Origin of the sequence: Azospirillum sp. ST 5-10 (assembly GCF_051225715.1) — a bacterium.
In the GTDB taxonomy this organism is placed as follows: domain Bacteria; phylum Pseudomonadota; class Alphaproteobacteria; order Azospirillales; family Azospirillaceae; genus Azospirillum.
In genome coordinates this window covers 21,261-44,423 of the sequence record NZ_JBPJSP010000011.1, presented here as the reverse complement: position 1 = coordinate 44,423, position 23,163 = coordinate 21,261, and the positions used below count along the sequence as shown (strand labels likewise).

Here is a 23,163-nt window from a genome sequence, read left to right as displayed (position 1 = left end):
GGCTGGTGGACTATGCCGCCGACTACAACGCGGTGTTCGCCAGGACGGACGCGGTCAAGACGCTCTTCCGCGTCGGCAAGGGCATGATCGACGCGGCCGACGTCGAAGCCGAGCGCGTCGAAGCCGAGCGCGTCGAAGCCGAACGCGCCGAAACCGAGCGCGCCGAAACCGAGCGCGCCGAAACCGAGCGGCTGGCCGCCGGCGACGAGTCGGTGGAATCGATGGATGTCTCCCAGTCGACCGCGGCCAATCCCGAGACGAGCGGGGATCAAGGTCCCGCGGACTGATCCGGCGGCCAAAGATACGCGTGCCGTCGAACCGGCGTTATGCTTTGGCAAGCATAACGCCTTCTGTCTGTCTCGTCTTGCGGGCCGAAGTGGTCGGGCCGCCGGATGTTGACATTGCCGCAAATTGTCCTTTTAATGATCGGGCACCGTGAGTAACCCCCTGTCACTCATCGGGTTTTTCGCGGTTGCGGCATGGAGTTGACGAACGCGGACGATGCCGGCCGAACCGGCGGGAACCGTGGCTGACGCGAAGGTGACCGAAAGAGTCGCCGAGCGACGGCTCCGTGATGCGGGGAGTGGAACGGAGCGGTCGTTCAGGGGAGGGACAACCATGTCGCCATTGGGTGACGGTGGCCGTCCGGCGTCGCCGCCGGATCACGCCACGAGTCCGGCCGTGCCGGACGAGGAACTGCTGCGGGCGCAAACCTACGCCCTGCTGGCGCGCCTTCTGGCCGAGCCGCCGGGCGGGGATCTGCTCGACGCCGTCGCGGCGGTGGCCGGAGACGCCAGTCCGCTGGGCGCCGCCTTCGCCGGCTTGGCCGATGCGGCGCGGCGTGCCACGCCGGCCGCCGTGGCGGGCGAGCACATGGTGCTGTTCGTCGGCGTCGGCGGCAGCGAGATGACCCCCTACGGCTCCTACTACCTCACGGGATTCCTGAACGAGAAGCCCTTGGCCGACCTGCGCGCCGACATGGCGCGGCTGGGCATCGCCCGGGCCGACGAGGTCAAGGACCCCGAGGACCACATCGCCGCGCTGTGCGAGATGATGGCCGGCCTGATCACCGGCACCTTCGCGGCGCCGGCCGATCTGGAGACGCAGCGCGCCTTCTACGAGCGGCACATCGGCTCCTGGGCGCCGCGTTTCTTCGTCGACCTCGAGGCCGCTCCGTCCGCCGCCTTCTACCGGGCGGTCGGCACGGTCGGGCGACGCTTCCTGGAGGTCGAGGGGCAGGCCTTCGCCATGACCGCATGAGACCGCCCGCGGGCGGACGTGAACCGGTTTCGCTGGAAAGGGTGACGACGATGACGGACCACAAGGACAACAGCACACTGCGGCGGCGCGACCTCTTCCGTGCCGCCGGGCTCGGCGCCGGGGCGTTCGGGGCCGCCGCGGTCGGGCTTTCCGCCGGCGCGCCCGAGGCCGAAGCCGGGACGGCGCCGGAAGGGACCGGCTACCGAGAGACCGAGCACGTCCGCAAGGCCTACGAAACCAGCCGGTTCTAAGGAGGACTCCGCTCATGCTGACCAAGAAGAAGGCCGCGGCGTCGTCCGGGCCCCGCCTCGCCAGGGTGCTGTCCGATCTGACCGGCAGCACCGTCGATCGGCGGACGTTCCTGCGCACCTCGGGACTCGCCGCCGGCGGTGCGGCGGTCGCCGCGACGCTGCCGCCGGGGCGGGTGAAGAAGGCCGAGGCCGCGACCCCCGCCGGCGCGGGCGGCACCATCAAGCAGGTGAAGAGCGTCTGCACCCACTGCTCGGTGGGCTGCACCGTGGTGGCCGAGGTGCAGAACGGCGTGTGGATCGGCCAGGAGCCGGGCTTCGACAGCCCCTTCAACCTGGGGTCCCACTGCGCCAAGGGCGCCTCGGTGCGCGAGCACGCCCACGGCGAGCGCCGCCTGCGCTATCCGGTCAAGCTGGTCGACGGCAAGTGGCAGCGGCTGAGCTGGGACCAGGCGGTCGAGGAGGTCGGCGCCAAGCTGCTGGAGATCCGTGCGAAGTCCGGCCCGGATTCGGTCTACTGGCTCGGTTCGGCCAAGCACTCGAACGAGCAGTCCTACCTGATCCGCAAGTTCGCCGCCTTCTGGGGCACCAACAACATCGACCACCAGGCGCGCATCTGCCACTCCACCACGGTCGCCGGCGTGGCGAACACGTGGGGCTACGGCGCCATGACGAACAGCTACAACGACATCCACAAGTCGCGCAGCATGTTCTTCATCGGCTCCAACGCCGCCGAGGCCCACCCGGTCTCGCTGCTGCACATCCTCAAGGCCAAGGAGCAGAACAACGCGCCGCTGATCGTCGCCGACCCGCGCTTCTCGCGCACGGCGGCGAAGGCCGACGAGTACATCCGCTTCCGCCCGGGCACCGACGTGGCGCTGATCTGGGGCATCCTCTGGCACGTCTTCGAGAACGGCTGGGAGGACAAGGAGTACATCGCCCAGCGCGTCTACGGCATGGACGACATCCGCGCCGAGGTCGCCAAGTGGACGCCCGAGGAGGTGGAGCGGGTGACCGGCGTGCCCGGCAGCCAGCTCAACCGCGTCGCCCGCACGCTGGCCTCCAACCGGCCGGGCACGCTGGTCTGGTGCATGGGCGGCACCCAGCACCACAACGGCAACAACAACACCCGCGCCTACTGCGTCCTGCAACTGGCGCTCGGCAACATCGGCATGGCCGGTGGCGGGACCAACATCTTCCGCGGCCACGACAACGTCCAGGGTGCGACCGACGTCGGCGTGCTGTCCGACACACTGCCGGGCTACTACGGCCTGGACGAGGGGGCGTGGCGGCATTGGGCGCGGGTGTGGGGCGTCTCCTACGAGGACCTGGCGAAGAACTTCGCCTCCAAGGACATGATGGAGAAGGTGGGCATCCCGGTGTCCCGCTGGTTCGACGGCGTCCTCGAGGACAAGCAGAACCTGGACCAGCCCGAAGCCATCAAGGGCATGGTCTTCTGGGGCCACGCTCCCAACAGCCAGACCCGCCTTCCCGACATGAAGAAGGCGATGGAGAAGCTGGAGCTGCTGGTCGTCATCGATCCCTATCCGACGATGACGGCGGTCATGCAGGACCGCAGGGACGGCATGTACCTGCTGCCGGCGGCGACCCAGTTCGAGACCTACGGGTCGGTCACGGCCTCGAACCGCTCGATCCAGTGGCGCGAGAAGATCGTCGAGCCGCTGTTCGAGGCGAAGCCCGACCACGAGATCATGTACCTGTTCGCCAAGAAGTTCGGCTTCGCCGAGGCGATGTGCAAGAACATCACGGTGAACGGCAACGAGCCGCTGATCGAGGACCTGACGCGGGAATGGAACCGCGGCATGTGGACGATCGGCATGACCGGCCAGTCGCCGGAGCGGCTGCGCGCCCACATGGAGAACCAGCACACCTTCGACCGTACGACCCTGCGCGCCAACGGCGGGCCGTGCGACGGCGACTACTACGGCCTGCCGTGGCCGTGCTGGGGCACGCCGGAGCTGAAGCATCCGGGCTCGGCGAACCTCTACGACATCTCCTTGCCGGTCGCCGAAGGCGGCATGGGCTTCCGCGCCCGCTTCGGCCTGGAGCGCAACGGGGTGAACCTGCTCGCCGAGAACTCCTTCCCCGTGGGCTCGGCGATCAAGGACGGCTATCCCGAGGTCACCATGGCCATGCTGCAGAAGCTCGGCTGGGACGGTGACCTGACGGAAGCGGAAATGGCGGCCATCAAGGGGATCGGCGGCGCCAAGCCGGAGGCGGTCAACTGGAAGACGGACCTCTCCGGCGGCATCCAGCGCGTGGCGATCAAGCACGGCCTCTGCCCCCACGGCAACGCCAAGGCCCGCACCATCGTCTGGACCTTCCCGGATCCGGTGCCGCTGCACCGCGAGCCGCTGTACTCGACGCGCCGCGACCTGGTGGCGGCCTACCCGACCTACACCGACCGCCAGAAGTTCTGGCGCGTGCCGACCCTCTACAAGTCGATCCAGGACCGCGACGTGTCGAAGGAGTTCCCGCTGATCCTCACCTCGGGCCGCCTGGTCGAGTACGAGGGCGGCGGCGACGAGACCCGCTCCAACCCCTGGCTGGCCGAGCTGCAGCAGGACATGTTCGTCGAGATCAACCCCTTCGACGCCAACGGCCTGGGCATCCGGGACGGGCAGATGGTGTGGGTGCACGGCCCCGAGGGCGGCAAGGTGAAGGTCAAGGCCATGCTGACCGAGCGGGTCGGCAAGGGCGTCACCTTCATGCCCTTCCACTTCGGCGGCTGGTTCCAGGGCGAGGACCGGCGGGGCAAGTACCCGTCGGGCGCCGACCCCATCGTGCTGGGCGAGGCGTGCAACACCGCCCAGACCTACGGCTACGATTCGGTCACCCAGATGCAGGAGACCAAGGCCACCCTCTGCCGCATCGCGGCGGTCTGAGCTTAGGAGCGACTGAACCATGGCCCGTATGAAGTTCCTGTGCGACGCCGACCGTTGCATCGAGTGCAACGCCTGCGTCACCGCCTGCAAGAACGAGCACGAGGTGCCCTGGGGCATCAACCGGCGCCGCGTCGTCACCCTGAACGACGGCCAGCCCGGCGAGCGCTCCATCTCCGTCGCCTGCATGCACTGCTCCGACGCGCCGTGCATGGCCGTCTGCCCGGTGGACTGCTTCTACCAGAGCGCCGAGGGCGTGGTCCTGCACAACAAGGACCTGTGCATCGGCTGCGGCTACTGCTTCTACGCCTGCCCCTTCGGGGCGCCGCAGTACCCGCAGGCCGGCAACTTCGGCTCCCGCGGCAAGATGGACAAGTGCACCTTCTGCTCCGGCGGCCCCGAGGCCGACGGCTCCGACGCCGAGTTCAAGAAGTACGGCCGCAACCGCCTGGCCGAGGGCAAGCTGCCGCTGTGCGCGGAGATGTGCTCGACCAAGGCGCTGCTCGCCGGTGACGGCGACAAGGTGTCGGACATCTACCGCGAGCGCGTGGTCGCCCGCGGCTTCGGGTCCGGCGCCTGGGGCTGGGGCACCGCCTATCAGCTGAAGGCGAGCCTGTAAGCGGCCCGCCTCCCTCCCCCGGCGCCGCCGGGGGAGGGGATCCCACCCCGCACAGAGAGTGGTTGTATCCGGTGATGACATCCGACACGCGCGCGCGGCGCCCGTGCCTGGCCGCCGTCCTGCTGCTGGCGGCCGGCGTCCTGGCGGGCTGCGACGAGAACGAACGCGGCCGCCCGCTCCACGTCGAGAAGGGCGTCTACGCGGGCCGGCCGGACACCCCGCTGACCGACGGGCAGCGCGACGCCCTGCGGGCCCGCACGCAGCGCCAGCACTATTGATGGTCAGGGTCCCAAGGAGAGGGAGAGGAAAGATGGCGTCCTGGTTCAAGACGGTCCTCGCCGCGCTGCTGGTGGCGGTCGCGGTCGCCGCCCTGCCGGCGGCGCCGGCGTCGGCGCAATCGTCGTCGATCCGCCTCGACGAGGGCATGGTGCCGCCGCCCGCGACCCAGGCGCCCGGCCAGGACGAGGCCGACCTGTGGCGCGCCGTCCGCCAGGGCGAGACCGGTCTCACCGCGGCGCGGGGCCCCAACGCCGCCATGCTGATCCAGTCCGAAGGCGAACTCTGGCGCAGCCTGCGCAACGGCCCGGTGGCGGAGTACGGGGCCTGGGCGATGGGGGCGGTCGTCGCGGTGCTCGTGCTGTTCTTCCTGCTGCGCGGGCGCATCCGCATCGACGGCCCGCGGACCGGCCGGACGATCGAGCGCTTCGGCACCGTGGAACGGGCCGCCCACTGGCTGACCGCCGGCAGCTTCGTCGTGCTGGCGCTGACCGGGCTGAACGTCCTCTACGGCCGCTACACCCTGCTGCCGCTGCTCGGGCCGGAGGTCTTCGCCCTGCTGACGGCCTGGGGCAAGCGGGCGCACAATTTCCTGGGCTTCGCCTTCATGCTCGGCGTGCTCCTGATCTTCCTGATGTGGGTGCGCCACAATCTGCCCGACCGCACCGATCTCGGCTGGGTGCTGCGCGCCGGCGGCCTGTTCTCCCGCGGCGTCCATCCCCCGGCGCGGAAGTTCAACGCCGGCCAGAAGCTGATCTTCTGGGCGACGGTGGCCGGCGGCGCCGTGCTCGGCTTCACCGGGGTGCAACTGCTGTTCCCGCTCTATTTCGGCACGCTGGCCGACATGCAGCTCTACCAGATCATCCACGCCGCCACGGCGCTGGCGCTGGCGGCCGTCATCATCGGCCACATCTACATCGGTTCGATCGGCATGGAAGGGGCGTTCGCCGCGATGGGCAGCGGCCAGGTCGAGGAGCAGTGGGCGCGCGAGCACCACGCCCTGTGGGTCGCCGACGTCAAGGGCGAGCCGCCGCCGCACGATCACGGTCACCGCCCCGCGCCGGCCGAGTGAGGCGGCCACCGCCGCGCCGCGACCCCGGCCGTCCGACCGGCCGGCGCGGCGGGCTTCCTTGACAGGGCACCGGGGCCGTGGCTCCCTGGCCGGCGCGTTCCCTCGCTTCCGCCGGGCCCCGTCATGACCGTCCGCCACCGCACGCAGCGCCGCGCCATCATCGAGACCTGTCTCGCCATGAACCGGACGGGCATCAACCAGGGGGCCTCGGGCAACCTGTCGGTGCGGGTGGAGGACGGGTTCCTGGTGACGCCGTCGAGCCTGCCCTACGACCAGATGCGTCCCCGCGACATCGTCCACATGGACTTCGACGGCACCTTCGAGGGCGATCGGGCGCCCTCGTCGGAGTGGCGCATCCACCGCGACGTGCTGGCCGCGCGGCCCGACGTCGACGTCGTCCTGCACGCCCATCCCACCTTCGCCACCGCGCTCGCCGTCCACGGCCGGGAGATCCCGAGCTTCCACTACATGGTGGCGCTGGCGGGAGGCGAGTCGATCCGCTGCGCCCCCTACGCGACCTTCGGGACCCAGGCCCTGTCGGACCACGCGCTGGCGGCGCTGGAGGGGCGGCTGGCCTGCCTGCTGGCCAACCACGGCATGGTGGTGCTGGGCAAGACCCCCGACGCCGCCCTTGCCCTGGCCGTGGAGGTGGAGACCCTGGCGCGCCAGTACGTGTTCGCCCTCGGGCTCGGCACCCCCGTCATCCTGCCCGCCGACGAGATCGGCCGCGTCGCCGAGAAGATGCGCGCCATGAAATACGCCCTGGGCGGCGACGGCGCGGCGGCGCATCCCGACGCGCCGCGGCGGCGGGCCGCGCGCGCTCCGTCCGATCGGCGTCGTTGACAACAGCCGGCACCTCTCCATTGTGCATATGCGCGTATGCTAGACCCGCTATGACGAATTGGCAGGGTCGCCCCCGCCGCCCGTCCGGCAGAGTTGAGCGAGCGCCCACACGCCACGCCCTCCCGGAGACGCCGGTGCGGCGGCGATGCAATGGAGGTGTGCCATGCTGTCGAAGCTCTCCATCAAATCCCGGGTGACGCTCGCCTTCGCGCTGCTGCTGACCCTGGCCGTCGCGGTCCTCGTGCCGGTCATGCTGGCCAGCCTGTCGCGGGCGACGGAGCGTGCCGAGGAGCGGGAACTGCTGGGCCTGCGCAACGCGCTCATCGCCGTGACGGCGATGCGGACGACGACCGCCGGCGCCCTGGCGACCTTCGTCGCCGACGTTCCCGACGTCCGCGCGGCCTTCGCCACCGGCGATCGCGAACGCCTGACGGGCCTGTTCGCCGAACCGTTCGCGCATCTCAAGACCGCCTACGGCGTCGAGCAGTTCCAGTTCCACACGCCGCCGGCCACCTCGTGGCTGCGCCTCCACATGCCGAAGAAGTTCGGCGACGATCTCTCCTCCTTCCGCGCCACGGTGGTCGCCGCCAACGCCAACCGGGCGCCGGCGATCGGCCTGGAGAAGGGGGTGGCCGGCCTCGGCGTGCGTTCGGTGGTGCCGGTCGCAGCGCCCGACGGGCGCCATGCCGGCACCGTCGAGTTCGGCATGGAGTTCGGCCGCGCCTTCGTCGACGAGTTCAAGGAGCGCTTCGGCGCCGACGCCGCGGTGGCGATCGAGCAGCCCGACGGCACCTTCAAGCGGGTGGCGGCCACCACCGAGGCGACCCTGGCCGACGACGCGGCACGGCGGGCCGCCCTGGCGGGGGCCACGCCGGTGCGCCGCGGCGTGGTCGGCGGCGTGCCGCTGACGTCGCTGGTGGCCGCCATGCCGGACTATTCCGGCAAGCCGGCCGCCGTGGTGGAGGTGGTCATGGACTCCAGCGAATACGCCGCCCAGTACGCGGCCGCCCGCAACGCCGCGCTGGGCATCGGCGGCGGCGTCCTGGTGGTCGGCCTCGGGCTGGCCTGGCTGATGGCGCGCTCGATCAGCGGCCCGCTGTCGGCGCTGAGCCGGACGATGCACGGCCTGGCCGGCGGCGACCTGGCCCTGGAGGTGCCGGCCACCGGGCGCGGCGACGAGGTCGGGGACATGGCCCGTGCGGTCGCGGTGTTCAAGCGGCACGCCGTGGAGATCCGCGAGCTGCACGGCGAGCAGGAGGCCATGCGCCGGCGCGCCGAGGCGGAGCGCGCCGCCGTGGTCCGGCGGATCGCCGACGGGCTGGAGAGCAGCCTCGCCGCGGTGACCGACGGCATCGCCGCCGCCTCGCGCGGCATGCTGGGCACGGCGGAGTCCATGGCGCGCACCGTCGACGCCGCGAACGGCGGCGCCACCGCGGTCGCCGCGGCGGCGGAGCAGGCCTCGGCCAACGTCCAGACGGTGTCGGCGGCGACGACGCAGCTCTCCTCGTCGATCGCCGAGATCGGCCGGCAGGTGACGCGCTCCGCCACCATCGCCGGTGCCGCGGTGGACGAGGCGGGCCGCGCCAACGACCGCATCGGCGCCCTGGTGCGGGCGGTGCAGAAGATCGGCGAGGTGGTGAAGTTCATCACCGACATCGCCGGTCAGACCAACCTGCTGGCGCTCAACGCCACCATCGAGGCGGCGCGCGCCGGCGAGGCCGGCAAGGGCTTCGCCGTCGTCGCCGGCGAGGTGAAGTCGCTGGCCAACCAGGCGGCCCGCGCGACCGAGGAGATCGCCACCCAGATCGCCGAGGTGCAGGGGGGCACCGACGAGGCGGTGAAGGCGATCGCCGACGTCGGCCGGACCATCGGCCGGATGAACGAGGTGACGACCGCCATCGCCTCGGCGATCGAGGAGCAGGGTGCCGCGACCGCCGAGATCGCCCGCAACGTCGAGCAGGCGGCGGCCGGCACCCGGCAGGTGTCGGCGAACATCGCCACCGTGACCGCCGCCGTGCGCGAGACCGGGACGGCGTCCGGCGACGTGCTGGAGGCCGGGCGGTCGCTGTCGCGCCAGGCGGACTCGCTGCGCGCCGCGGTCGCCGGCGCCCTCCACGACATCCGCGCCACCGCGGCGGACGGGGCGGGCGCGCCGGCGGCATAGGGCGGCATCGGCACCCCCCTACCTCCTTCGCGCCCGCCTCGCCCGAAGGCGTCCCTTCCCGCCGCAGCCGGCGCGGTGCAGGGTTGGCGGGCAGTCGAACCGGGGGGAGGCGATGGAGGAGCGACGCCTGTGGGACATCGGCCCGCCGCTGCGGCCGGGCATCCCGGTGTGGCCGGGCGACACCGCCTACCGGCAGGAGCGGACCTGGACGATCGGGCCGGGCTGCCCGGTCAACGTGGCGCGGGTGACCCTGTCGACCCACACCGGCGCCCACGCCGACGCGCCGCTGCACTACGACGCCGCCGGCCGGCCGGTGGGCGGGCTGGACCTGCGCCCCTATCTCGGGCCGTGCCGGGTGGTGGACGTGGTGGGTTCCGGCCCGCGGGTGCCGCCCGGGGCCGTCGCCGGCCGTCTCGCCGCTGTCCCGCCGCGGGTGCTGCTGAGGACCTACGCGGCGGCCCCCGGCGACGCCTGGGACCCCGGGTTCGCCGCCCTCCACCCGGACACCGTCGACCTGCTGGCCGCCCACGGCGTGCGTCTGGTGGGCATCGACACGCCCTCCGTCGATCCCCAGGACTCCAAGACGATGGACGCCCACGGCCGGGTGCGGGCGCACGGGATGGCGATCCTCGAAGGGCTGGTGCTGGACGGCGTCGAGCCCGGCGACTACGAGCTGATCGCCCTGCCGCTCAACCTCGCCGACCTGGACGCCGCCCCGGTGCGCGCCGTCCTGCGGGAGCTGCCGGCATGACGGCGCCGACCCGCGCCGACTGCGCCGCCCTCGACGCCGCCGACCCGCTGGCGGCGGCGCGGGAGCGCTTCCTGCTGCCCGAGGGCGTCGTCTATCTCGACGGCAATTCGCTGGGGCCGCTGCCGCGGGCCGCCGTCGCCCGGCTGGAGCGCACGGTGCGCGAGGAGTGGGGCCGCGGCCTGATCCGCAGCTGGAACGATGCCGGCTGGATCGACCTGCCGACGCGCCTCGGCGACAAGATCGGCCGGCTGGTCGGCGCGGCGGCCGGCCAGGTCGTCGTCGCCGATTCCACCTCCGTCAACCTCTTCAAGGCCCTGGCGGCGGCGCTGCGGCTGCGCCCCGGCCGCCGCGTGGTGCTGTCGGAGCGCGCCAACTTCCCCACCGACCTCTACGTCGCCGAGGGGCTGGGCGACCTGCTGGGCGGCGTCGAACTCCGGCTGGTCGACCGCGACGCGGTGGCGGGCGCGGTCGACGGCGACGTCGCCGTGGCGATGCTGACCCACGTCGACTACCGCAGCGGCGCCATGCTGGACATGGCGGCGCTGACCGGCGCCGCCCACGCCGCCGGCGCGCTGACCCTGTGGGACCTGGCGCACAGCGCCGGCGCCGTGCCGGTGGGGCTGGACGCGGCGGGGGCCGACCTTGCCGTGGGATGCGGCTACAAGTACCTGAACGGCGGCCCCGGCGCGCCGGCCTTCCTCTACGTGGCGCGCCGGCTGATCGCCGACTTCCGCCAGCCCCTCACCGGCTGGCTCGGCCACGCCGAGCCCTTCGCCTTCGACCCGGCGTTCCGCCCCGCCGCCGACGTCCGCCGCGCCCTGTGCGGCACGCCGCCGGTCCTCGCCATGGCGGCGCTGGAGGCCGGCGTCGACGAGGTGCTGGCGGCCGACCTCGCGGCGCTCCGCCGCAAGAGCCTGAGCCTGACCGGCCTGTTCCGCCGCCTGACGGCGGCGCGCTGCCCCGACCTGCAGCCGTTCGGACCGGCGGACCCGGAGCGCTGCGGCAGCCAGGTGTCGCTGCGCCATCCCCAGGGCTACGCGGTGATGCAGGCCCTCATCGCCCGCGGCGTGATCGGCGACTTCCGCGCCCCCGACATCCTGCGCTTCGGCTTCGCCCCCCTCTATGTCCGCCACGTCGACGTGTGGGACGCGGTGGAGGCGCTGCGCGAGGTGCTCGACACCGCCGCCTGGGACCGCCCCGGGTTCCACCGCCGGGCGGCGGTGACGTGACCGACGCCACCGAGCGAGGAGCCATGACCGACGACGACGGCGCCCACACCGACTTCTCCGGCGCGATGAGCTACGGCGACTATCTCGCCCTCGACACGCTGCTGTCGGCGCAGCAGCCGCGTTCGTCCTGCCACGACGAGCTGCTCTTCATCGTCCAGCACCAGACGACCGAGCTGTGGATGAAGCTGGTCATCCACGAGCTGACGGCGGCGCGCGCCCACGTCGCCGGCGACGATCTGGGGCCGGCCTTCAAGATGCTGGCGCGGGTGGCGCGGGTGATGGCGCAGCTCATCCAGGCGTGGGACGTCCTGTCCACCCTGACCCCCAGCGAATACACCGCCTTCCGCGACCGGCTCGGCCGCTCGTCCGGCTTCCAGTCCTACCAGTACCGCACCATCGAGTTCCTGCTGGGCAACAAGCAGCCCGCCATGCTCGCCCCGCATCGCCACCGCGCCGACCTGTCCGCCGCCCTGGAGGACGCGTTGCGCAGCCCCAGCCTGTACGACGAGGCGATCCGCGCGCTGGCCCGCCACGGGATGGCGGTGCCGGCCGACCGGCTGGAGCGCGACTGGACCCAGCCGTACCGCGCCGACGACGGTGTGCGCGCCGCCTGGCTCGCGGTCTACCGCGATCCCGACCGCCACTGGAGCCTGTACGAGTTGGCGGAGAAGCTGGTGGACCTGGAGGACACCGTCCGCCAGTGGCGCATGCGCCACGTCACCACGGTGGAGCGGGTGATCGGCTTCAAGCGCGGCACCGGCGGCACGTCCGGCGTGGCCTACCTGCGCCGCATGCTGGACGTCCGCCTGTTCCCGGAGCTGTGGGATCTGCGCACCGATCTGTGAGACCCCCGAGCCGAACCCACGAGTGCCTCCCCTGCGAAGCGGGGGAGGGGGGACCCGCGGCGGAGCCGTGGGGAGGGTGGGGGCAGGAGGTGTGTCAGCCATTCCGCGCGACGGTGTGAGGCGGGCGCCGCCCGGCCGTTCCTCCTGCGCCGAACGGTTCGCTCATGCGATATTCAACAATCATTAAGGCTACCGCTCATACGATCACGAACGGGTCGACGTGCGGGAGCCGACATGTCTGCGATGATGGACGCCGAGACGCGCAAGAAGCTCGAGGATGCGCTGCTCCGCAAGGCCGAGGCGTCCATCGCCCAGCTCCGCCGCCTCGCCGAGGGGGACAACGCCGAGGCGGTGGAGCAGACGGCGGCGATGATCGGCGAGATCCTCAAGGCCCGCGAGTTTCCCTCGCAGCGCGCCGCGGAGTTCCGCGAGGTCCTCAAGACGATCCAGCGCGACGCCTACGCCCGCAGCGTCGACACGCTGGTCGGCCAGGCCGAGCGGCGCGGCCACGCCGGTGACGAGAAGGGCCGCAACGAGATCCTGGCCCAGGCCAAGCAGCATTACGGCAAGGCGATCCGCTACGGCGTCGGCGAGGATTTCCGCCGCGGCGTCGAGCGTCGCGTCCAGGCGGCGCTGATGACCTCCGCCGACGGGGTGGACGAGCGGACCAAGGCCGCCGGCGCGCGCAAGCTGGCGCAGCGCGACAGCGCCGCCAGCCTGCCCCAGGGCGTCCGCGAGCGCCGCCGCGCCATCCGCTACGCCGAACCGCCGCTCACCGTCGTCCTCGGCGGCGTCCGCTACCGCACGGCCAACTGGTCGGCGCGCGGCCTGATGGTCGACGGCTACCGCGGCGAGCTCGGCCTGGGACCGCGTGATCGCGTGAAGGTCGAACTCCTGTGCGACGAGCTGCCCGGCCGGCTGCCGGCGCGCCAGGTCGCGATGGTGGTCCGCTACGACCCGGAGCGCAGCGCCCTGGCGCTGGACTTCCCGACCATCAGCACGGTCATCCTCGACCTGTCGCGCGCCCTCAAGGACGCCGGCATCATTCCTGAACCGGAACGCTGAGGCCGGCGCGCACCGCCGCCAGCCCTTCCGGCGTGTCGACGTCGCGCAGCACGGCGTCGTCGCCGACCTCGACCTCGCAGAGCTGGTCGGCGTTGCTGCCGATCAGGTGGCGCGCCCCGGTGTCGCCGCTCACTGCCGCCATGTCGGCGAAGAAGGTCCGGCTCCACAGCACCGGGTTGCCGCGCTTGCCGGCGGCCGTCGGCACGCAGATCCCGCGCCCTTCCGCCGGGGCGAAGGCGGCGATCAGGCGGTCCAGCACGGCCGGCGTCACCATCGGCATGTCGCCCAGGCAGACCAGCGCGCCGTCGACGTCGTCGGGCAGCGTCGCGAGCCCGGCGCGCAGCGAGGCGCTGAGGCCGGCTGCGTAATCGGGGTTATGGACGAAGGCGACGGGCCGGCCGGCCAGGGCCGCCGTCACCCTGTCCCGGTCGTGACCGGTGACCACCACCACCGGACGGGCGCGCGAGGCCAGCACGGCGTCGACGGTGCGGGAGACCAGCGGCACGCGGTCGAGCTCCGCCAGCAGCTTGTTGGGCCCGCCCATGCGCGTCGAGCGGCCGGCGGCCAGCACCAGGGCGCCGATGCGGGGTGCCCGCGGCGCCGCATCCTCGCCGGAGCCGCGGGCGCGCGGCGCCGGGCGGCTGGGGATCTCGCCGAGCAGCCCGCCGACCCCCATCGCCATGATGTCGGCGCGGCCGACCGGCACGCCGGCGGCCAGGCGCTGCAGCACCCAGTCGAAGCCGTTGAGGCGGGGCGAGCGGGCGCACCCCGGCAGGCCCAGCACCGGCACGCCGTCGAGGTCGGCCAGCAGCAGCAGGTTGCCGGGATCGACCGGCATGCCGAAATGCTCGACCCACCCGCCCGCCCGCTCCACCGCCGCCGGCAGCACGTCGCGCCGGTCGGTGATCGCCGAGGCCCCGGTCACCAGCAGCAGGTCGCAGCCGCGCGGGCGCAGCTCGGCCAGCGCCGCCGCCACCTCCTCCTCGCGGTGTTCGCAGCGGATCTCGGCGGCCAGCGTGCCGTCGAGCGCCGCCAGCCGGTCGGCGGTGACGGCGGCCGTCTTGTCGAGGATCGTCTCCTTGACCCCCCAGAAGCGGGTCTGCACCAGCGCGGCGCGCAGCGGGCGGAAGGGGGCGACGCGCAGCGGCGGCGCGCCGCCGGCGAGGTCGGCGACGATGCGCTCCACCGCCGCCCGCGGCGCGGCGAAGGGGATGATCTTGACGGTCGCCACCATCTGGCCGGGCCGCACCGGCGCGTAGGGCGCCAGGGTGGCGAGGGTCACCGCCTCGTCGGTGCGGTTCAGGCGGTGGACGCGGTCGGTATCGACGACGGCCAGGCCGTGGGCCTCGGCGAACAGGTTGACGCGGCCGGTGAAGGGGGCGGCGGCCGACAGGTGGGCCCCCGCCAGCGCCGCGGCGACGCGCGCCGCCGCCTCGTCCTCCTCCAGGTCGTCGGGGCCGGGACGCGCCACCACCACGCTGGCGAAGCCGGCGGCCTTCAGGGCGGCCACGTCCTCGCCGTTCAGCCGGCGGCCCTTCTTGAGGATCAGGCAGCTCTTGCGCACCGAATGCGCCAGGATCGCCCCGTCCGCCTCCTCGACCGGTACCGGACCGAAATGCATCGCTCACCCTCCGCTGGCCGTCGTCCGCACGACCAACGAAGAAGGGACGCCGGCGCGCCGCGTCAAGATCGCCGGGGCCGATCGCGGGGCGATCAGGCCGCGTCGAGACGGGCGACGAACCGGGCGACCTCCGCCTTCAGGGTGTCGAAGCGGCCGGTCAGGCTGCCGATGGCGTCCATCAGGCGGCCGGCGGCCTCGCCGTTGCGCTGGGCGGCGCCGGCCACGGACTGGACGTCGTGGCGCAACTGCTCGGTTCCGGCCGCCGCCTGCTGCACGGCGGCGCTGATCTCGCTGGTGGCGACGTTCTGCTGCTCCACGGCGGCAGCGATGGAGGCGCTGATCTCGCTGATGGTGCCGACGATCCGGGCGATGCCGTTGATCTCGGTCGAGGCGCTGCCGGTGGAATTCTGGATGGCGTCGACCAGGGCGACGATCTCCTCGGTCGCCTTGGCGGTCTGGTTGGCGAGGTTCTTGACCTCCTGCGCGACCACGGCGAAGCCCTTGCCGGCCTCGCCGGCGCGCGCCGCCTCGATCGTCGCGTTGAGCGCCAGCAGGTTGGTCTGGCTGGCGATCTGCGAGATCAACGTCACCACGTCGCCGACGCGGTTGGCGTCGTGCACCAGCCGGTCCATCTGGCCGACCGTGGTGCCGGCCTTCTGCGCCGCCTCGTCGGCCACCCGGTTGGCGCTCTGCGCCTGGGCGGAGATCTCGCGGATCGAGGCGGCGAGCTGTTCCACCGCGGCGGCGACGGTCTGCACGTTGGCGCTGACCCGGTCGGCGGTGTCGGCGGCGCCGTGGCTGAGCTGGACGTTGCTGCCGGCGCTGTCGGCGACCCCGCCCGCCGAGCGGGACATGTCCTGCGCCGTGCCGTCGACGGCGCCCAGCACCGAGCCGACGTCGGCGTCGAAGGTGGCGGCCACCGCGGCCAGTGCGTGGCGGCGCTGCCGCTCGGCCTCGGCGCGCAGGCGGTCCTGCTCGGCCTCCAGCCGCTCCTTCGCGATGGCGTGGCTCTTGAAGGTGGCCAGCGCCGCCGCCATCCGTCCGACCTCGTCGCCGCGCTCGAGCGCCGGCACCTCCACCGCATGGTCGCCCGCCGCCAGCCGCGCCATCGCCGCCGTCATGGTGACGATGGGGCGGGTGACGGTGCGGATGATGGCGACCAGCACGCCGGCGACGACCAGCAGCGACAGCGCGCCGATGCCCGCGACGGCGGCGGTCCGCTCCGCCTGCTCGCGGCGCAGGCGGGCGTCCGACAGACGGACCTCCAGCGTGCCGAGGCGGGTCGGCGCGCCGGCGTCGGCGGTGCGCAGGATCGGCACGCGGTGGGCGACGACGGCGCCCTCGGCGACACCCTCGGCAACGTCGGCGGCGCCGTGGCTGGCGAAGGGCTTGCCGTCGGCGTCGGCCAGCGTGCTGCCGACATAGTCGGGGTCCTCGCCGAGTGCCGCCAGCAGCGCGTCGGCGGCGGCGGTGTCCATGTTCCACAGGGCCTCCGCCGCCCCGCCGGCGAGCGCCGCGGCCGTCATGCGCGCCCGTTCCGCCAGCGCGGCGTGCGCGGTGGTCCGGTTGGCCTGGTCGATGGCCGTGGCGGCGGCGGCGACCGCCAGCAGCAGAAGAAGCACGATCGGCGCCACGACCCGGACGGCCAGGCTTCGCCGGTAGAGCGTCAGCATCGCGGTGTCCCCGTACCCGTCCCGTTCATTCGGATACACAGCATGATACGGACGCCGATGACGCAAATGCTGAGCAATTGTGAAATTTGCACGACCGCCGGCCGGGCCGCCGGAGCCTCACCCTGCGATTGAAACTGTAACGCGGCCGGCGCTACCCGTCCGGCATGTCCACGAGCCACCACGACCTCGACATCCTGGTCGTCGACGACGAGGAGTTCAGCCGGTCCATCCTCGTCCACATGCTGCGCAAGCTCGGCATCGCCCGCATCCGCCAGGCGGCGGACGGCCAGGACGGGCTGACGGCGCTGCGCTGCATCGGCCGCGTCGACTGCATCTTCCTCGACTTCCACATGCCGGTGGTCAACGGGCTGCAGATGCTCAAGCGCATCCGCGACGGCTCGGCCGGCGTCGACCGCGCCATCCCGGTGGCCATGCTCACCGGCCACAGCGACATGCGGCTGGTGACCACCGCCATGGCGCTGGACGTCAACGCCTTCCTCGGCAAGCCGACGTCGCTGGACCTGGTGGCGAGCCGGCTGGAGCGCGTGCTGACCCGCGACCGCGACGTCAAGCCGGCGCCGGCGTACGCCGCCGTGCCGCTGCCCACCACCATCGTGCTGTCGACCGAGACGGCGCTGCCGCCCGGCGGCACCCGCCTGGTGCCGAGCGGCCGCGGGGAAAGGACGGGCGGCGTCCGGACGCCGCTGGAGCGCATCCCCGCCAACGCCCGGCTGGCCCGCCACGTCGACGGCCCGGACGGCATCCTCCTGGTGCCGGCCGGCACGGTGCTGAGCCAGCGTCTGCTCACCCACCTCTACGACCTGCGCCCGCTCTACGAGGGCGTGGCCGAGCTGTGGATCGAGCCGGCGGCGCCCTGAAGTCCGGCGACGAAAGCCTCGACCGCGGCGAAACGCACGCCGGCCTGTGCCGCCGCCTCGGCGAGCCGCGCCATGGCGGCGGTCGCGGCGTCGGCCTCGACCGCCGCCAGCAGGTCGCCGAGCGGCCCAGCGGCGGCGTTGCGGGCCGCTCCCTTGGCGGCGTGGGCGGCGTCGCGCAAGGCGGTCCGGTCGCCCGCCGCCGCCGCCTGGCGCAGGCGTTCCAACAGGGGGGCGATGCTGCGGACGAAGCAGTCCAGCACCTCGCCCAGTTCCGCCGGGTCGGCGCCGCCGAGCGTGGCGGCCAGCCGCGCGAGGTCCACCGGTGCGGCGGCGGGCGCTTCGGGATCGAGCCAGCGGGCCAGGGCCGCCGCCAGGCGGTCGAGGGTGACGGGTTTGGTCAGGTGGTCGTCCATGCCGGCGTCGAGGCTCGTCCGCTCGTCCTCCGGCTGGGCGTGGGCGGTCATGGCGATCACCGGGGTGCGGCGGCCCCGCGCCGCCTCCCAGGCGCGCAGACGGCGGACGAAGGCCGCGCCGTCGACGACCGGCATGGCGCGGTCCACCAGGATCAGCGCGTAGCGCCGGCTGGTCGCCAGCGCCAGGCCCTCCCGGCCGTCGGCCGCCACCTCGCAGTCCAGCCCCAGCCGGCGGAGCTGGCGCTGCGCCACCACCAGGTTCATCGGCGTGTCGTCGATCACCAGGACCGGCAACCCGCCGCCGCGGCCGGCGAGGCGGACCGGGGCGGCCGCCGGACCGGGGGAGGGGGCGGCGGTCCGTTCGGCGGTCCGCCCGGCGGCCACGGCGACGGCGGCGGCGACCTCGTCGGCCGGGCAGGGGCCGGCGACCACCCGCACGAAGCCGCGGCGGTAGGCGGCGCGGGCGAGCGCCGGCTCGTCGCCGGGCGCGGTCAGCAGCAGGCGCGACGGCGAGCCCGCCAGCAGTTCGGCGATGACGAAGCGGTCGCCGTCCGGCAGGTGCCAATCGAGGACGACCACGTCGAACGGCTGGCCGTCGGCCGCGGCACCGCGCAGGGCGGCGATGCCGCCGAGCAGGCCGTCCACCGTCACCACCCGCGCGCCGTGGCCTTCCAGCAGCGGGCCGACCGCCCGGTTGCCGCCGTCGCGCCCGCCGTCGAACACCAGGACGCGCAGCCCGTCGAGGTCGGGCAGGGCGGCCGCCGCCGCCGGTTCGGCGACGTCGACCGGGATCTCGCACCAGAAGGTGGCGCCCTGGCCCGGCTCGCCGTCGGCGCCGACGGCGCCGCCCATCAGGCCGACCAGCCGCCGGGCGATGGCCAGCCCCAGCCCGGTGCCGCCGTGGCGCCGGGCGGCGTCGCCGGACTCCTGGACGAAGGCGTCGAACAGCGCCGGCGCCATCTCCGGCGCGAAGCCGGGGCCGGTGTCGGCCACCTCCAGACGCAGGCGGACCGCGGCGGCGTCGCCCCACACCCGGGTCAGCGACACGGTGACGGTGCCGCGCTCGGTGAACTTCACGGCGTTGCCGATGAAGTTCATGGCGATCTGGCGCAGCCGCAGCGCGTCGCCGCGGATCGCCCGGGGCACCCCGGTGCCGACGTGCACGCCCAGCACCACGTCGCGCTGGCGCGCCTTGGAGGCGAACAGCGCCGCCGCCTCGCGCACCACGGCGGCGGGGTCGAGGGCGGCGATCTCCAGCTCGACCCGGTCGGACTCGATCTTGGAGAAGTCGAGGACGTCGCCGATGATCTGCAGCAGGGTGTGCGCCGCGGCGGTGGCGGCGCCCGCCAGCTCGTCGCGTTCCGCGGCGTCCTCGGCGTGACGGAGCAGATCGAGGCTGCCGATGACGCCGTGCAGCGGCGTCCGGATCTCGTGGCTCATGGCGGCCAGGAAGGCCGACTTGGCGCGGCTGGCGGCCTCGGCGCGGGCGCCGGCGGCGGCGAGCTGCGCGGCGCGGCTGCGGGTCAGGTCGACGATGTTGGACAGAAGCGCGATGCCGGTGCCGATGCCGGCGTAGCGCCCGCCGTCGGTGATGACGAAGCCGCTGGCGAGGGCCCGCGGGTGGCGGCCGGCGATCGCCGCGCTGACGGCGTCGAGACCTTCCTCCGCGTCGACGGCGAGGAAGGCGCGCTCGGCCACGGCGGCGATGGGGCGGCGGCGGTACAGCTCGGACTTGATGCGGTCGGCGAAGGTGGCGAGCAGCCGCTCGCGCTCCACCAGCCCGAGCGGCCGGCCGTCCCCGCCGACGACCGCGAGGCAGGGCAGGTCGGGCTGGGCCAGCAGCCGCTCGACGATGTCGCCGCACGGCGTGTGCGCGGCGACCCCGTCGACGGCGAGCAGGATGTCGCGGGCGCGGAACCGCGGCTCGGGCTCCCCGCCCACGGCGCCCGCCCTCAGCTTCCCAGGGCGGTGCGCAGGATCGCCGCGGCGTCGATCTTGCCCAGCCCTTCGGCGAACACCCGCGCCATTTCGGCCCCGCTGGCGTCCTTGCGGAAGGCGATGTGCAGGCTCTTCTCCTCGAGGATCGTCGGGTTGAAGCGCAGCGCCGCCGCCTGCGCCTTGAGGTCCGGCGTCGTGCGCAGCAGGTCGTCCATCACCGCGCGGTCGATGACCGCCAGGTCGATGCGGCGGGCCAGCAGCTTCTTCAGGTTGGTGGTGTCGCTGTTGGCCTTGTCCGCCGCCAGCGCCCCCGACGCCACCATGGCGTCGAACGCCTCGGTGTTGACGTAGCCGTCGACGATGCCGATGCGCCTGGTCTTGAGATCGTCCAGGGTCGACCAGGTCACCGGAGAGTCGGCCCGCTCGGCGAAGCCCAGCGGGCTGGTGCCCAGCGGCACCGACAGGGTGAACTCCTCGCGCACCGCCGCACCGTCGTATTCGGGGAAATAGCCGTGGTGCCCGGTGCCGTCGCGCACCATCGCCACGGCGCGGTTCCAGGGGAAGAAGTCCACCTCGACCCGGTAGCCCATGGCGGCGAAGGCCGCCTTCACCACGGCGGTCGCGGCGCCCTTGTCCTTGAGCGCCTCGCCGCTGAACGGCGGCCAGTCGAGGGAGGTGAGCTTGACCACCTTGTCCTGGGCGGCGGCCGGGACGGCTACGGCGGACAGGGCGACGGCGACCAGCGCGGCCAGGGCGGCGGCGACGGAACGGATGGGCATGGGGCCTCCTCGATCGGGCGGGGGTGTCCGCGACCGATCGTAGGCGGGCTGCGTGTCAGTGCGGTGACGGCACCGGGACGAGTCCGTGAACGTGGCGCCGGCCGGGCGAAACAAAATCTCAACGGAACCGCCATTCGACCGTCATCCGGATGCCGCATTGTGCAGGCCTTCGCGACCGCCCGGCCACGTTCCGAACCGCCATGTCCGTCCCGCATTCCATCGAACTCGACCGCGTCACCAAGCGCTGGGGCGCCACGGCGGCCGTCGACGCGGTGAGCCTGACGGCCGACGCCGGGCAGATGCTGGTGCTGCTCGGGCCGTCGGGCTGCGGCAAGTCGACCACCCTGCGCCTCGTCGCCGGGCTGGACGCGCTGACCGGCGGGCGCATCCTCATCGGCGGGGCCGACGTGTCGCACCTGCCGCCGGCGCGCCGCCGGGTGTCCATGGTGTTCCAGTCCTACGCCCTGTTTCCCCACCTCAGCGTCGCCGAGAACATCCTGTTCGGCCTCAAGGTGCGCCGGGTGCCGGCCGCCGAGCGGGCGCAGCGCCTGGCCTGGGCCGCCGAGTTGCTGGGCCTGGGGGCGCTGCTGGAGCGCCGGCCGGCGCAGCTCTCGGGCGGCCAGCAGCAGCGGGTGGCGCTGGGCCGGGCCATCGTCGCCAAGGCGCCGGTCTGCCTGATGGACGAGCCGCTGTCCAACCTGGACGCCCAGCTCCGCCACGAGATGCGCCGGGAGATCCGCGCCCTGCAGCTGCGCCTCGGCATCACCATGGTGTACGTCACCCACGACCAGACCGAGGCCATGAGCATGGCCGACCAGGTCGTCCTGATGAACGGCGGCCGGGTCGAGCAGGCCGGCAGCCCCGACGAGCTGTACGCGCGTCCCGCGTCGGTGTTCGCCGCGCGCTTCGTCGGCACGCCGCCCATGAACGTCTTCGAGCTGCCGCGGTTTCCCGGCGTGCGCCTCGGCGTGCGGCCGGAGGCGGTGCGGCTCTCCGCCGCCGGGCCGGGCCTGGCGGCGGCGGTGGTCGACACCGACTACCACGGCGCCGACACCGTGGTGTCGTGCCGCCTCGGCGAAGGCGGCCAGATCCTCGCCGCGCGGACGCCCGGCCGCGCCGATGCCGCGCCGGGAACGCCGGTGCGCCTGTCCTGGGCGCCCGACGCCGTCCACGCCTTCGACGCCGCGAGCGGCCTGAGGCGCCCGGACGAGGACGACCTGCGCCGGGCGGCGGCGCAGTGACGTGACGACGCGATTGCCAAGAACCAGACGAGGACAGACGATGCGCAAGGGTTGGATGACGGCGGCGCTGGCCGCCGGGCTGGTCGCGGCGGCGCTGCCGGCGGCGGCGGCGACGACGCTCAGCTTCTACTACCCGGTCGCGGTGGGCGGCCCGATCACCAAGATCATCGACGGCTACGTCGCCGACTTCGAGAAGGCGCACCCCGGCATCGACGTGGAGCCGATCTACACCGGCTCCTACCAGGACACCATCGCCAAGGTGATGACCGCGCTGAAGGGCGGCGACGCGCCGCAGGTCGCGGTGGTGCTGTCCACCGACATGTTCACCCTGATCGACGAGGACGCGGTCGTCCCCTTCGAGGATCTCGTCAAGACCGAGGAGGACAAGGCGTTCCTCCAGGCCTTCTATCCCGCCTTCATGGAGAACAGCCGCACCGGCGGCAAGACCTGGGGCATCCCCTTCCAGCGCTCGACGATCGTCGCCTACTGGAACAAGGAGGCCTTCAAGGAGGCCGGCCTCGACCCGGAGAAGGCGCCGCAGACCTGGGACGAGCTGGTCGCCACGGCGGCCAAGCTGACCAGGCGCGACGCCTCGGGCAACGTCACCCAGTGGGGCGTGCAGATCCCCTCGTCGGGCTTCCCCTACTGGCTGTTCCAGGCGCTGACCACGCAGAACGACGTGCGGCTGATGAACGAGGCCGGCACCGAGACCCACTATGACGAGCCGGCCGTGGTCGAGGCGCTGCAGTACTGGGTCGACCTCGCCGCCAAGCACAAGGTGCACCCGCCGGGGATCGTCGAGTGGGGCACCACGCCCAAGGACTTCTTCGAGCGCAAGGTGGCGATGATGTGGACGACCACCGGCAACCTGACCAACGTGCGCAAGAACGCGCCCTTCGACTTCGGCGTCGCCATGCTGCCGGCGCAGAAGCACCGCGGCAGCCCGACCGGCGGCGGCAACCTCTACATCTTCAAGAGCGCCTCGCCGGAGCAGCGCGACGCCGCCTTCCAGTTCGTCAAGTTCATGACGACGCCGGAGCGCGCCGCCCAGTGGGGCATCGACACCGGCTACGTCGCCGTGCGCCCCGACGCCTGGGAGACGCCGGCCATGAAGGCCTACGTCGCCGACTTCCCCGCCGCCGCCGTGGCCCGCGACCAGCTCCCCTACGCCTGGGCCGAGCTGTCGACCCACGACAACCAGCGCGTCACCAAGGCGCTGAACGACGGCCTCCAGGCGGCGCTGACCGGGGCGAAGGCGCCCAAGGAGGCCCTGGCCGACGCCCAGAAGGAGGCCGACCGCATCCTGAAGGCCTATCGGTAAGCCGCCGCAGGCCCTCCCCCGGGC

At 73.2% G+C, this 23,163-nt stretch carries 20 protein-coding genes; 15 read left to right on the top strand and 5 right to left on the bottom strand.

Annotation, left to right across the window (positions count from 1 at the left end):
• Positions 1–54 precede the first annotated feature (54 nt).
• The gene (locus tag ACSBPG_RS14370; RefSeq protein WP_435537977.1) at positions 55–219 is read right to left on the bottom strand and encodes a pentapeptide repeat-containing protein; all 165 of its coding nucleotides are present in this window, start codon (positions 217–219) and stop codon (positions 55–57) included.
• Positions 220–681: 462 nt separating this feature from the next.
• Between ACSBPG_RS14370 and ACSBPG_RS14365 the strand changes: the two genes are divergently transcribed.
• From ACSBPG_RS14365 to ACSBPG_RS14310, 12 genes are all read left to right on the top strand, one after another.
• A complete protein-coding gene (locus ACSBPG_RS14365; RefSeq protein ID WP_435537864.1) occupies positions 682–1,260 on the top strand; it encodes a TorD/DmsD family molecular chaperone in 579 nt (192 codons plus the stop codon).
• A 50-nt stretch (positions 1,261–1,310) separates the two neighbouring features.
• A complete protein-coding gene (locus tag ACSBPG_RS14360) occupies positions 1,311–1,511 on the top strand; it encodes a formate dehydrogenase (protein WP_435537863.1) in 201 nt (66 codons plus the stop codon).
• Between the two features lie 14 nt (positions 1,512–1,525).
• Complete coding sequence (locus tag ACSBPG_RS14355) at positions 1,526–4,414, top strand: formate dehydrogenase subunit alpha (RefSeq protein ID WP_435537862.1); 2,889 nt, start codon at positions 1,526–1,528, stop codon at positions 4,412–4,414.
• 19 nt (positions 4,415–4,433) lie between these two features.
• The gene (fdh3B, locus tag ACSBPG_RS14350; RefSeq protein WP_435537861.1) at positions 4,434–5,030 is read left to right on the top strand and encodes a formate dehydrogenase FDH3 subunit beta; all 597 of its coding nucleotides are present in this window, start codon (positions 4,434–4,436) and stop codon (positions 5,028–5,030) included.
• 74 nt (positions 5,031–5,104) lie between these two features.
• Entirely contained in the window at positions 5,105–5,308 is a 204-nt protein-coding gene (locus tag ACSBPG_RS14345; protein WP_435537860.1) for a hypothetical protein, read from the top strand.
• A gap of 32 nt (positions 5,309–5,340) precedes the next feature.
• A complete protein-coding gene (locus ACSBPG_RS14340; protein ID WP_435537859.1) occupies positions 5,341–6,378 on the top strand; it encodes a formate dehydrogenase subunit gamma in 1,038 nt (345 codons plus the stop codon).
• A gap of 123 nt (positions 6,379–6,501) precedes the next feature.
• Positions 6,502–7,221 (top strand): class II aldolase/adducin family protein, encoded by a 720-nt coding sequence (locus ACSBPG_RS14335; RefSeq protein WP_435537858.1) that lies wholly within the window; start codon positions 6,502–6,504, stop codon positions 7,219–7,221.
• Positions 7,222–7,384: 163 nt separating this feature from the next.
• Positions 7,385–9,385 (top strand): cache domain-containing protein, encoded by a 2,001-nt coding sequence (locus ACSBPG_RS14330; RefSeq protein ID WP_435537857.1) that lies wholly within the window; start codon positions 7,385–7,387, stop codon positions 9,383–9,385.
• Positions 9,386–9,497: 112 nt separating this feature from the next.
• Complete coding sequence (gene kynB / locus ACSBPG_RS14325; protein ID WP_435537856.1) at positions 9,498–10,136, top strand: arylformamidase; 639 nt, start codon at positions 9,498–9,500, stop codon at positions 10,134–10,136.
• Positions 10,133–11,365, top strand: coding sequence for a kynureninase (gene kynU, locus ACSBPG_RS14320; RefSeq protein ID WP_435537855.1), 1,233 nt, complete (start codon positions 10,133–10,135; stop codon positions 11,363–11,365). Before kynB ends, kynU begins: the two co-directional genes overlap by 4 nt.
• 23 nt (positions 11,366–11,388) lie before the next feature.
• Positions 11,389–12,210 (top strand): tryptophan 2,3-dioxygenase, encoded by an 822-nt coding sequence (gene kynA, locus ACSBPG_RS14315; protein ID WP_435537854.1) that lies wholly within the window; start codon positions 11,389–11,391, stop codon positions 12,208–12,210.
• A 234-nt stretch (positions 12,211–12,444) separates the two neighbouring features.
• Positions 12,445–13,275, top strand: a complete 831-nt coding sequence (locus ACSBPG_RS14310; protein ID WP_435537853.1) for a hypothetical protein — start codon at positions 12,445–12,447, stop codon at positions 13,273–13,275.
• On the opposite strand, the gene ACSBPG_RS14305 is transcribed toward ACSBPG_RS14310, so the two are convergent.
• Both ACSBPG_RS14305 and ACSBPG_RS14300 read right to left on the bottom strand, forming a co-directional pair.
• Entirely contained in the window at positions 13,253–14,896 is a 1,644-nt protein-coding gene (locus tag ACSBPG_RS14305; RefSeq protein ID WP_435537852.1) for an NTP transferase domain-containing protein, read from the bottom strand. The two genes, ACSBPG_RS14310 and ACSBPG_RS14305, sit on opposite strands and share 23 nt — an antisense overlap.
• Positions 14,897–14,988: 92 nt before the next feature.
• Positions 14,989–16,569, bottom strand: a complete 1,581-nt coding sequence (locus tag ACSBPG_RS14300; RefSeq protein WP_435537851.1) for a methyl-accepting chemotaxis protein — start codon at positions 16,567–16,569, stop codon at positions 14,989–14,991.
• 164 nt (positions 16,570–16,733) lie between these two features.
• Here ACSBPG_RS14300 and ACSBPG_RS14295 point away from each other — a divergent pair, with 164 nt between their 5' ends.
• On the top strand, positions 16,734–17,447 hold the full coding sequence (locus ACSBPG_RS14295; protein ID WP_435537850.1) for a response regulator: 714 nt from the start codon (positions 16,734–16,736) through the stop codon (positions 17,445–17,447).
• Here the strand turns inward: ACSBPG_RS14295 and ACSBPG_RS14290 are convergent.
• Together ACSBPG_RS14290 and ACSBPG_RS14285 are read right to left on the bottom strand one after the other, a co-directional pair.
• Positions 17,402–19,801 (bottom strand): response regulator, encoded by a 2,400-nt coding sequence (locus ACSBPG_RS14290; protein WP_435537849.1) that lies wholly within the window; start codon positions 19,799–19,801, stop codon positions 17,402–17,404. The genes ACSBPG_RS14295 and ACSBPG_RS14290 overlap by 46 nt on opposite strands.
• A gap of 11 nt (positions 19,802–19,812) precedes the next feature.
• Positions 19,813–20,577 carry a substrate-binding periplasmic protein gene (locus ACSBPG_RS14285; protein ID WP_435537848.1) on the bottom strand — a complete coding sequence of 255 codons (765 nt, stop codon included), beginning with the start codon at positions 20,575–20,577 and terminating at the stop codon, positions 19,813–19,815.
• Between the two features lie 200 nt (positions 20,578–20,777).
• Between ACSBPG_RS14285 and ACSBPG_RS14280 the strand changes: the two genes are divergently transcribed.
• Both ACSBPG_RS14280 and ACSBPG_RS14275 read left to right on the top strand, forming a co-directional pair.
• Entirely contained in the window at positions 20,778–21,818 is a 1,041-nt protein-coding gene (locus tag ACSBPG_RS14280; RefSeq protein ID WP_435537847.1) for an ABC transporter ATP-binding protein, read from the top strand.
• 40 nt (positions 21,819–21,858) lie between these two features.
• Positions 21,859–23,139 carry an ABC transporter substrate-binding protein gene (locus ACSBPG_RS14275; protein WP_435537846.1) on the top strand — a complete coding sequence of 427 codons (1,281 nt, stop codon included), beginning with the start codon at positions 21,859–21,861 and terminating at the stop codon, positions 23,137–23,139.
• Positions 23,140–23,163 lie beyond the last annotated feature (24 nt).

Coding starts and splice junctions, on each gene's coding strand:
- ACSBPG_RS14360 (WP_435537863.1), top strand. CDS start 1,311: ATGACGGACCACAAGGACAACAGCACACTGCGGCGGCGCGACCTCTTC.
- ACSBPG_RS14355 (WP_435537862.1), top strand. CDS start 1,526: ATGCTGACCAAGAAGAAGGCCGCGGCGTCGTCCGGGCCCCGCCTCGCC.
- fdh3B (WP_435537861.1), top strand. CDS start 4,434: ATGGCCCGTATGAAGTTCCTGTGCGACGCCGACCGTTGCATCGAGTGC.
- ACSBPG_RS14345 (WP_435537860.1), top strand. CDS start 5,105: ATGACATCCGACACGCGCGCGCGGCGCCCGTGCCTGGCCGCCGTCCTG.
- ACSBPG_RS14340 (WP_435537859.1), top strand. CDS start 5,341: ATGGCGTCCTGGTTCAAGACGGTCCTCGCCGCGCTGCTGGTGGCGGTC.
- ACSBPG_RS14335 (WP_435537858.1), top strand. CDS start 6,502: ATGACCGTCCGCCACCGCACGCAGCGCCGCGCCATCATCGAGACCTGT.
- ACSBPG_RS14330 (WP_435537857.1), top strand. CDS start 7,385: ATGCTGTCGAAGCTCTCCATCAAATCCCGGGTGACGCTCGCCTTCGCG.
- kynB (WP_435537856.1), top strand. CDS start 9,498: ATGGAGGAGCGACGCCTGTGGGACATCGGCCCGCCGCTGCGGCCGGGC.
- kynU (WP_435537855.1), top strand. CDS start 10,133: ATGACGGCGCCGACCCGCGCCGACTGCGCCGCCCTCGACGCCGCCGAC.
- kynA (WP_435537854.1), top strand. CDS start 11,389: ATGACCGACGACGACGGCGCCCACACCGACTTCTCCGGCGCGATGAGC.
- ACSBPG_RS14310 (WP_435537853.1), top strand. CDS start 12,445: ATGTCTGCGATGATGGACGCCGAGACGCGCAAGAAGCTCGAGGATGCG.
- ACSBPG_RS14305 (WP_435537852.1), bottom strand. CDS start 14,896: ATGCATTTCGGTCCGGTACCGGTCGAGGAGGCGGACGGGGCGATCCTG.
- ACSBPG_RS14300 (WP_435537851.1), bottom strand. CDS start 16,569: ATGCTGACGCTCTACCGGCGAAGCCTGGCCGTCCGGGTCGTGGCGCCG.
- ACSBPG_RS14295 (WP_435537850.1), top strand. CDS start 16,734: ATGTCCACGAGCCACCACGACCTCGACATCCTGGTCGTCGACGACGAG.
- ACSBPG_RS14285 (WP_435537848.1), bottom strand. CDS start 20,577: ATGCCCATCCGTTCCGTCGCCGCCGCCCTGGCCGCGCTGGTCGCCGTC.
- ACSBPG_RS14280 (WP_435537847.1), top strand. CDS start 20,778: ATGTCCGTCCCGCATTCCATCGAACTCGACCGCGTCACCAAGCGCTGG.
- ACSBPG_RS14275 (WP_435537846.1), top strand. CDS start 21,859: ATGCGCAAGGGTTGGATGACGGCGGCGCTGGCCGCCGGGCTGGTCGCG.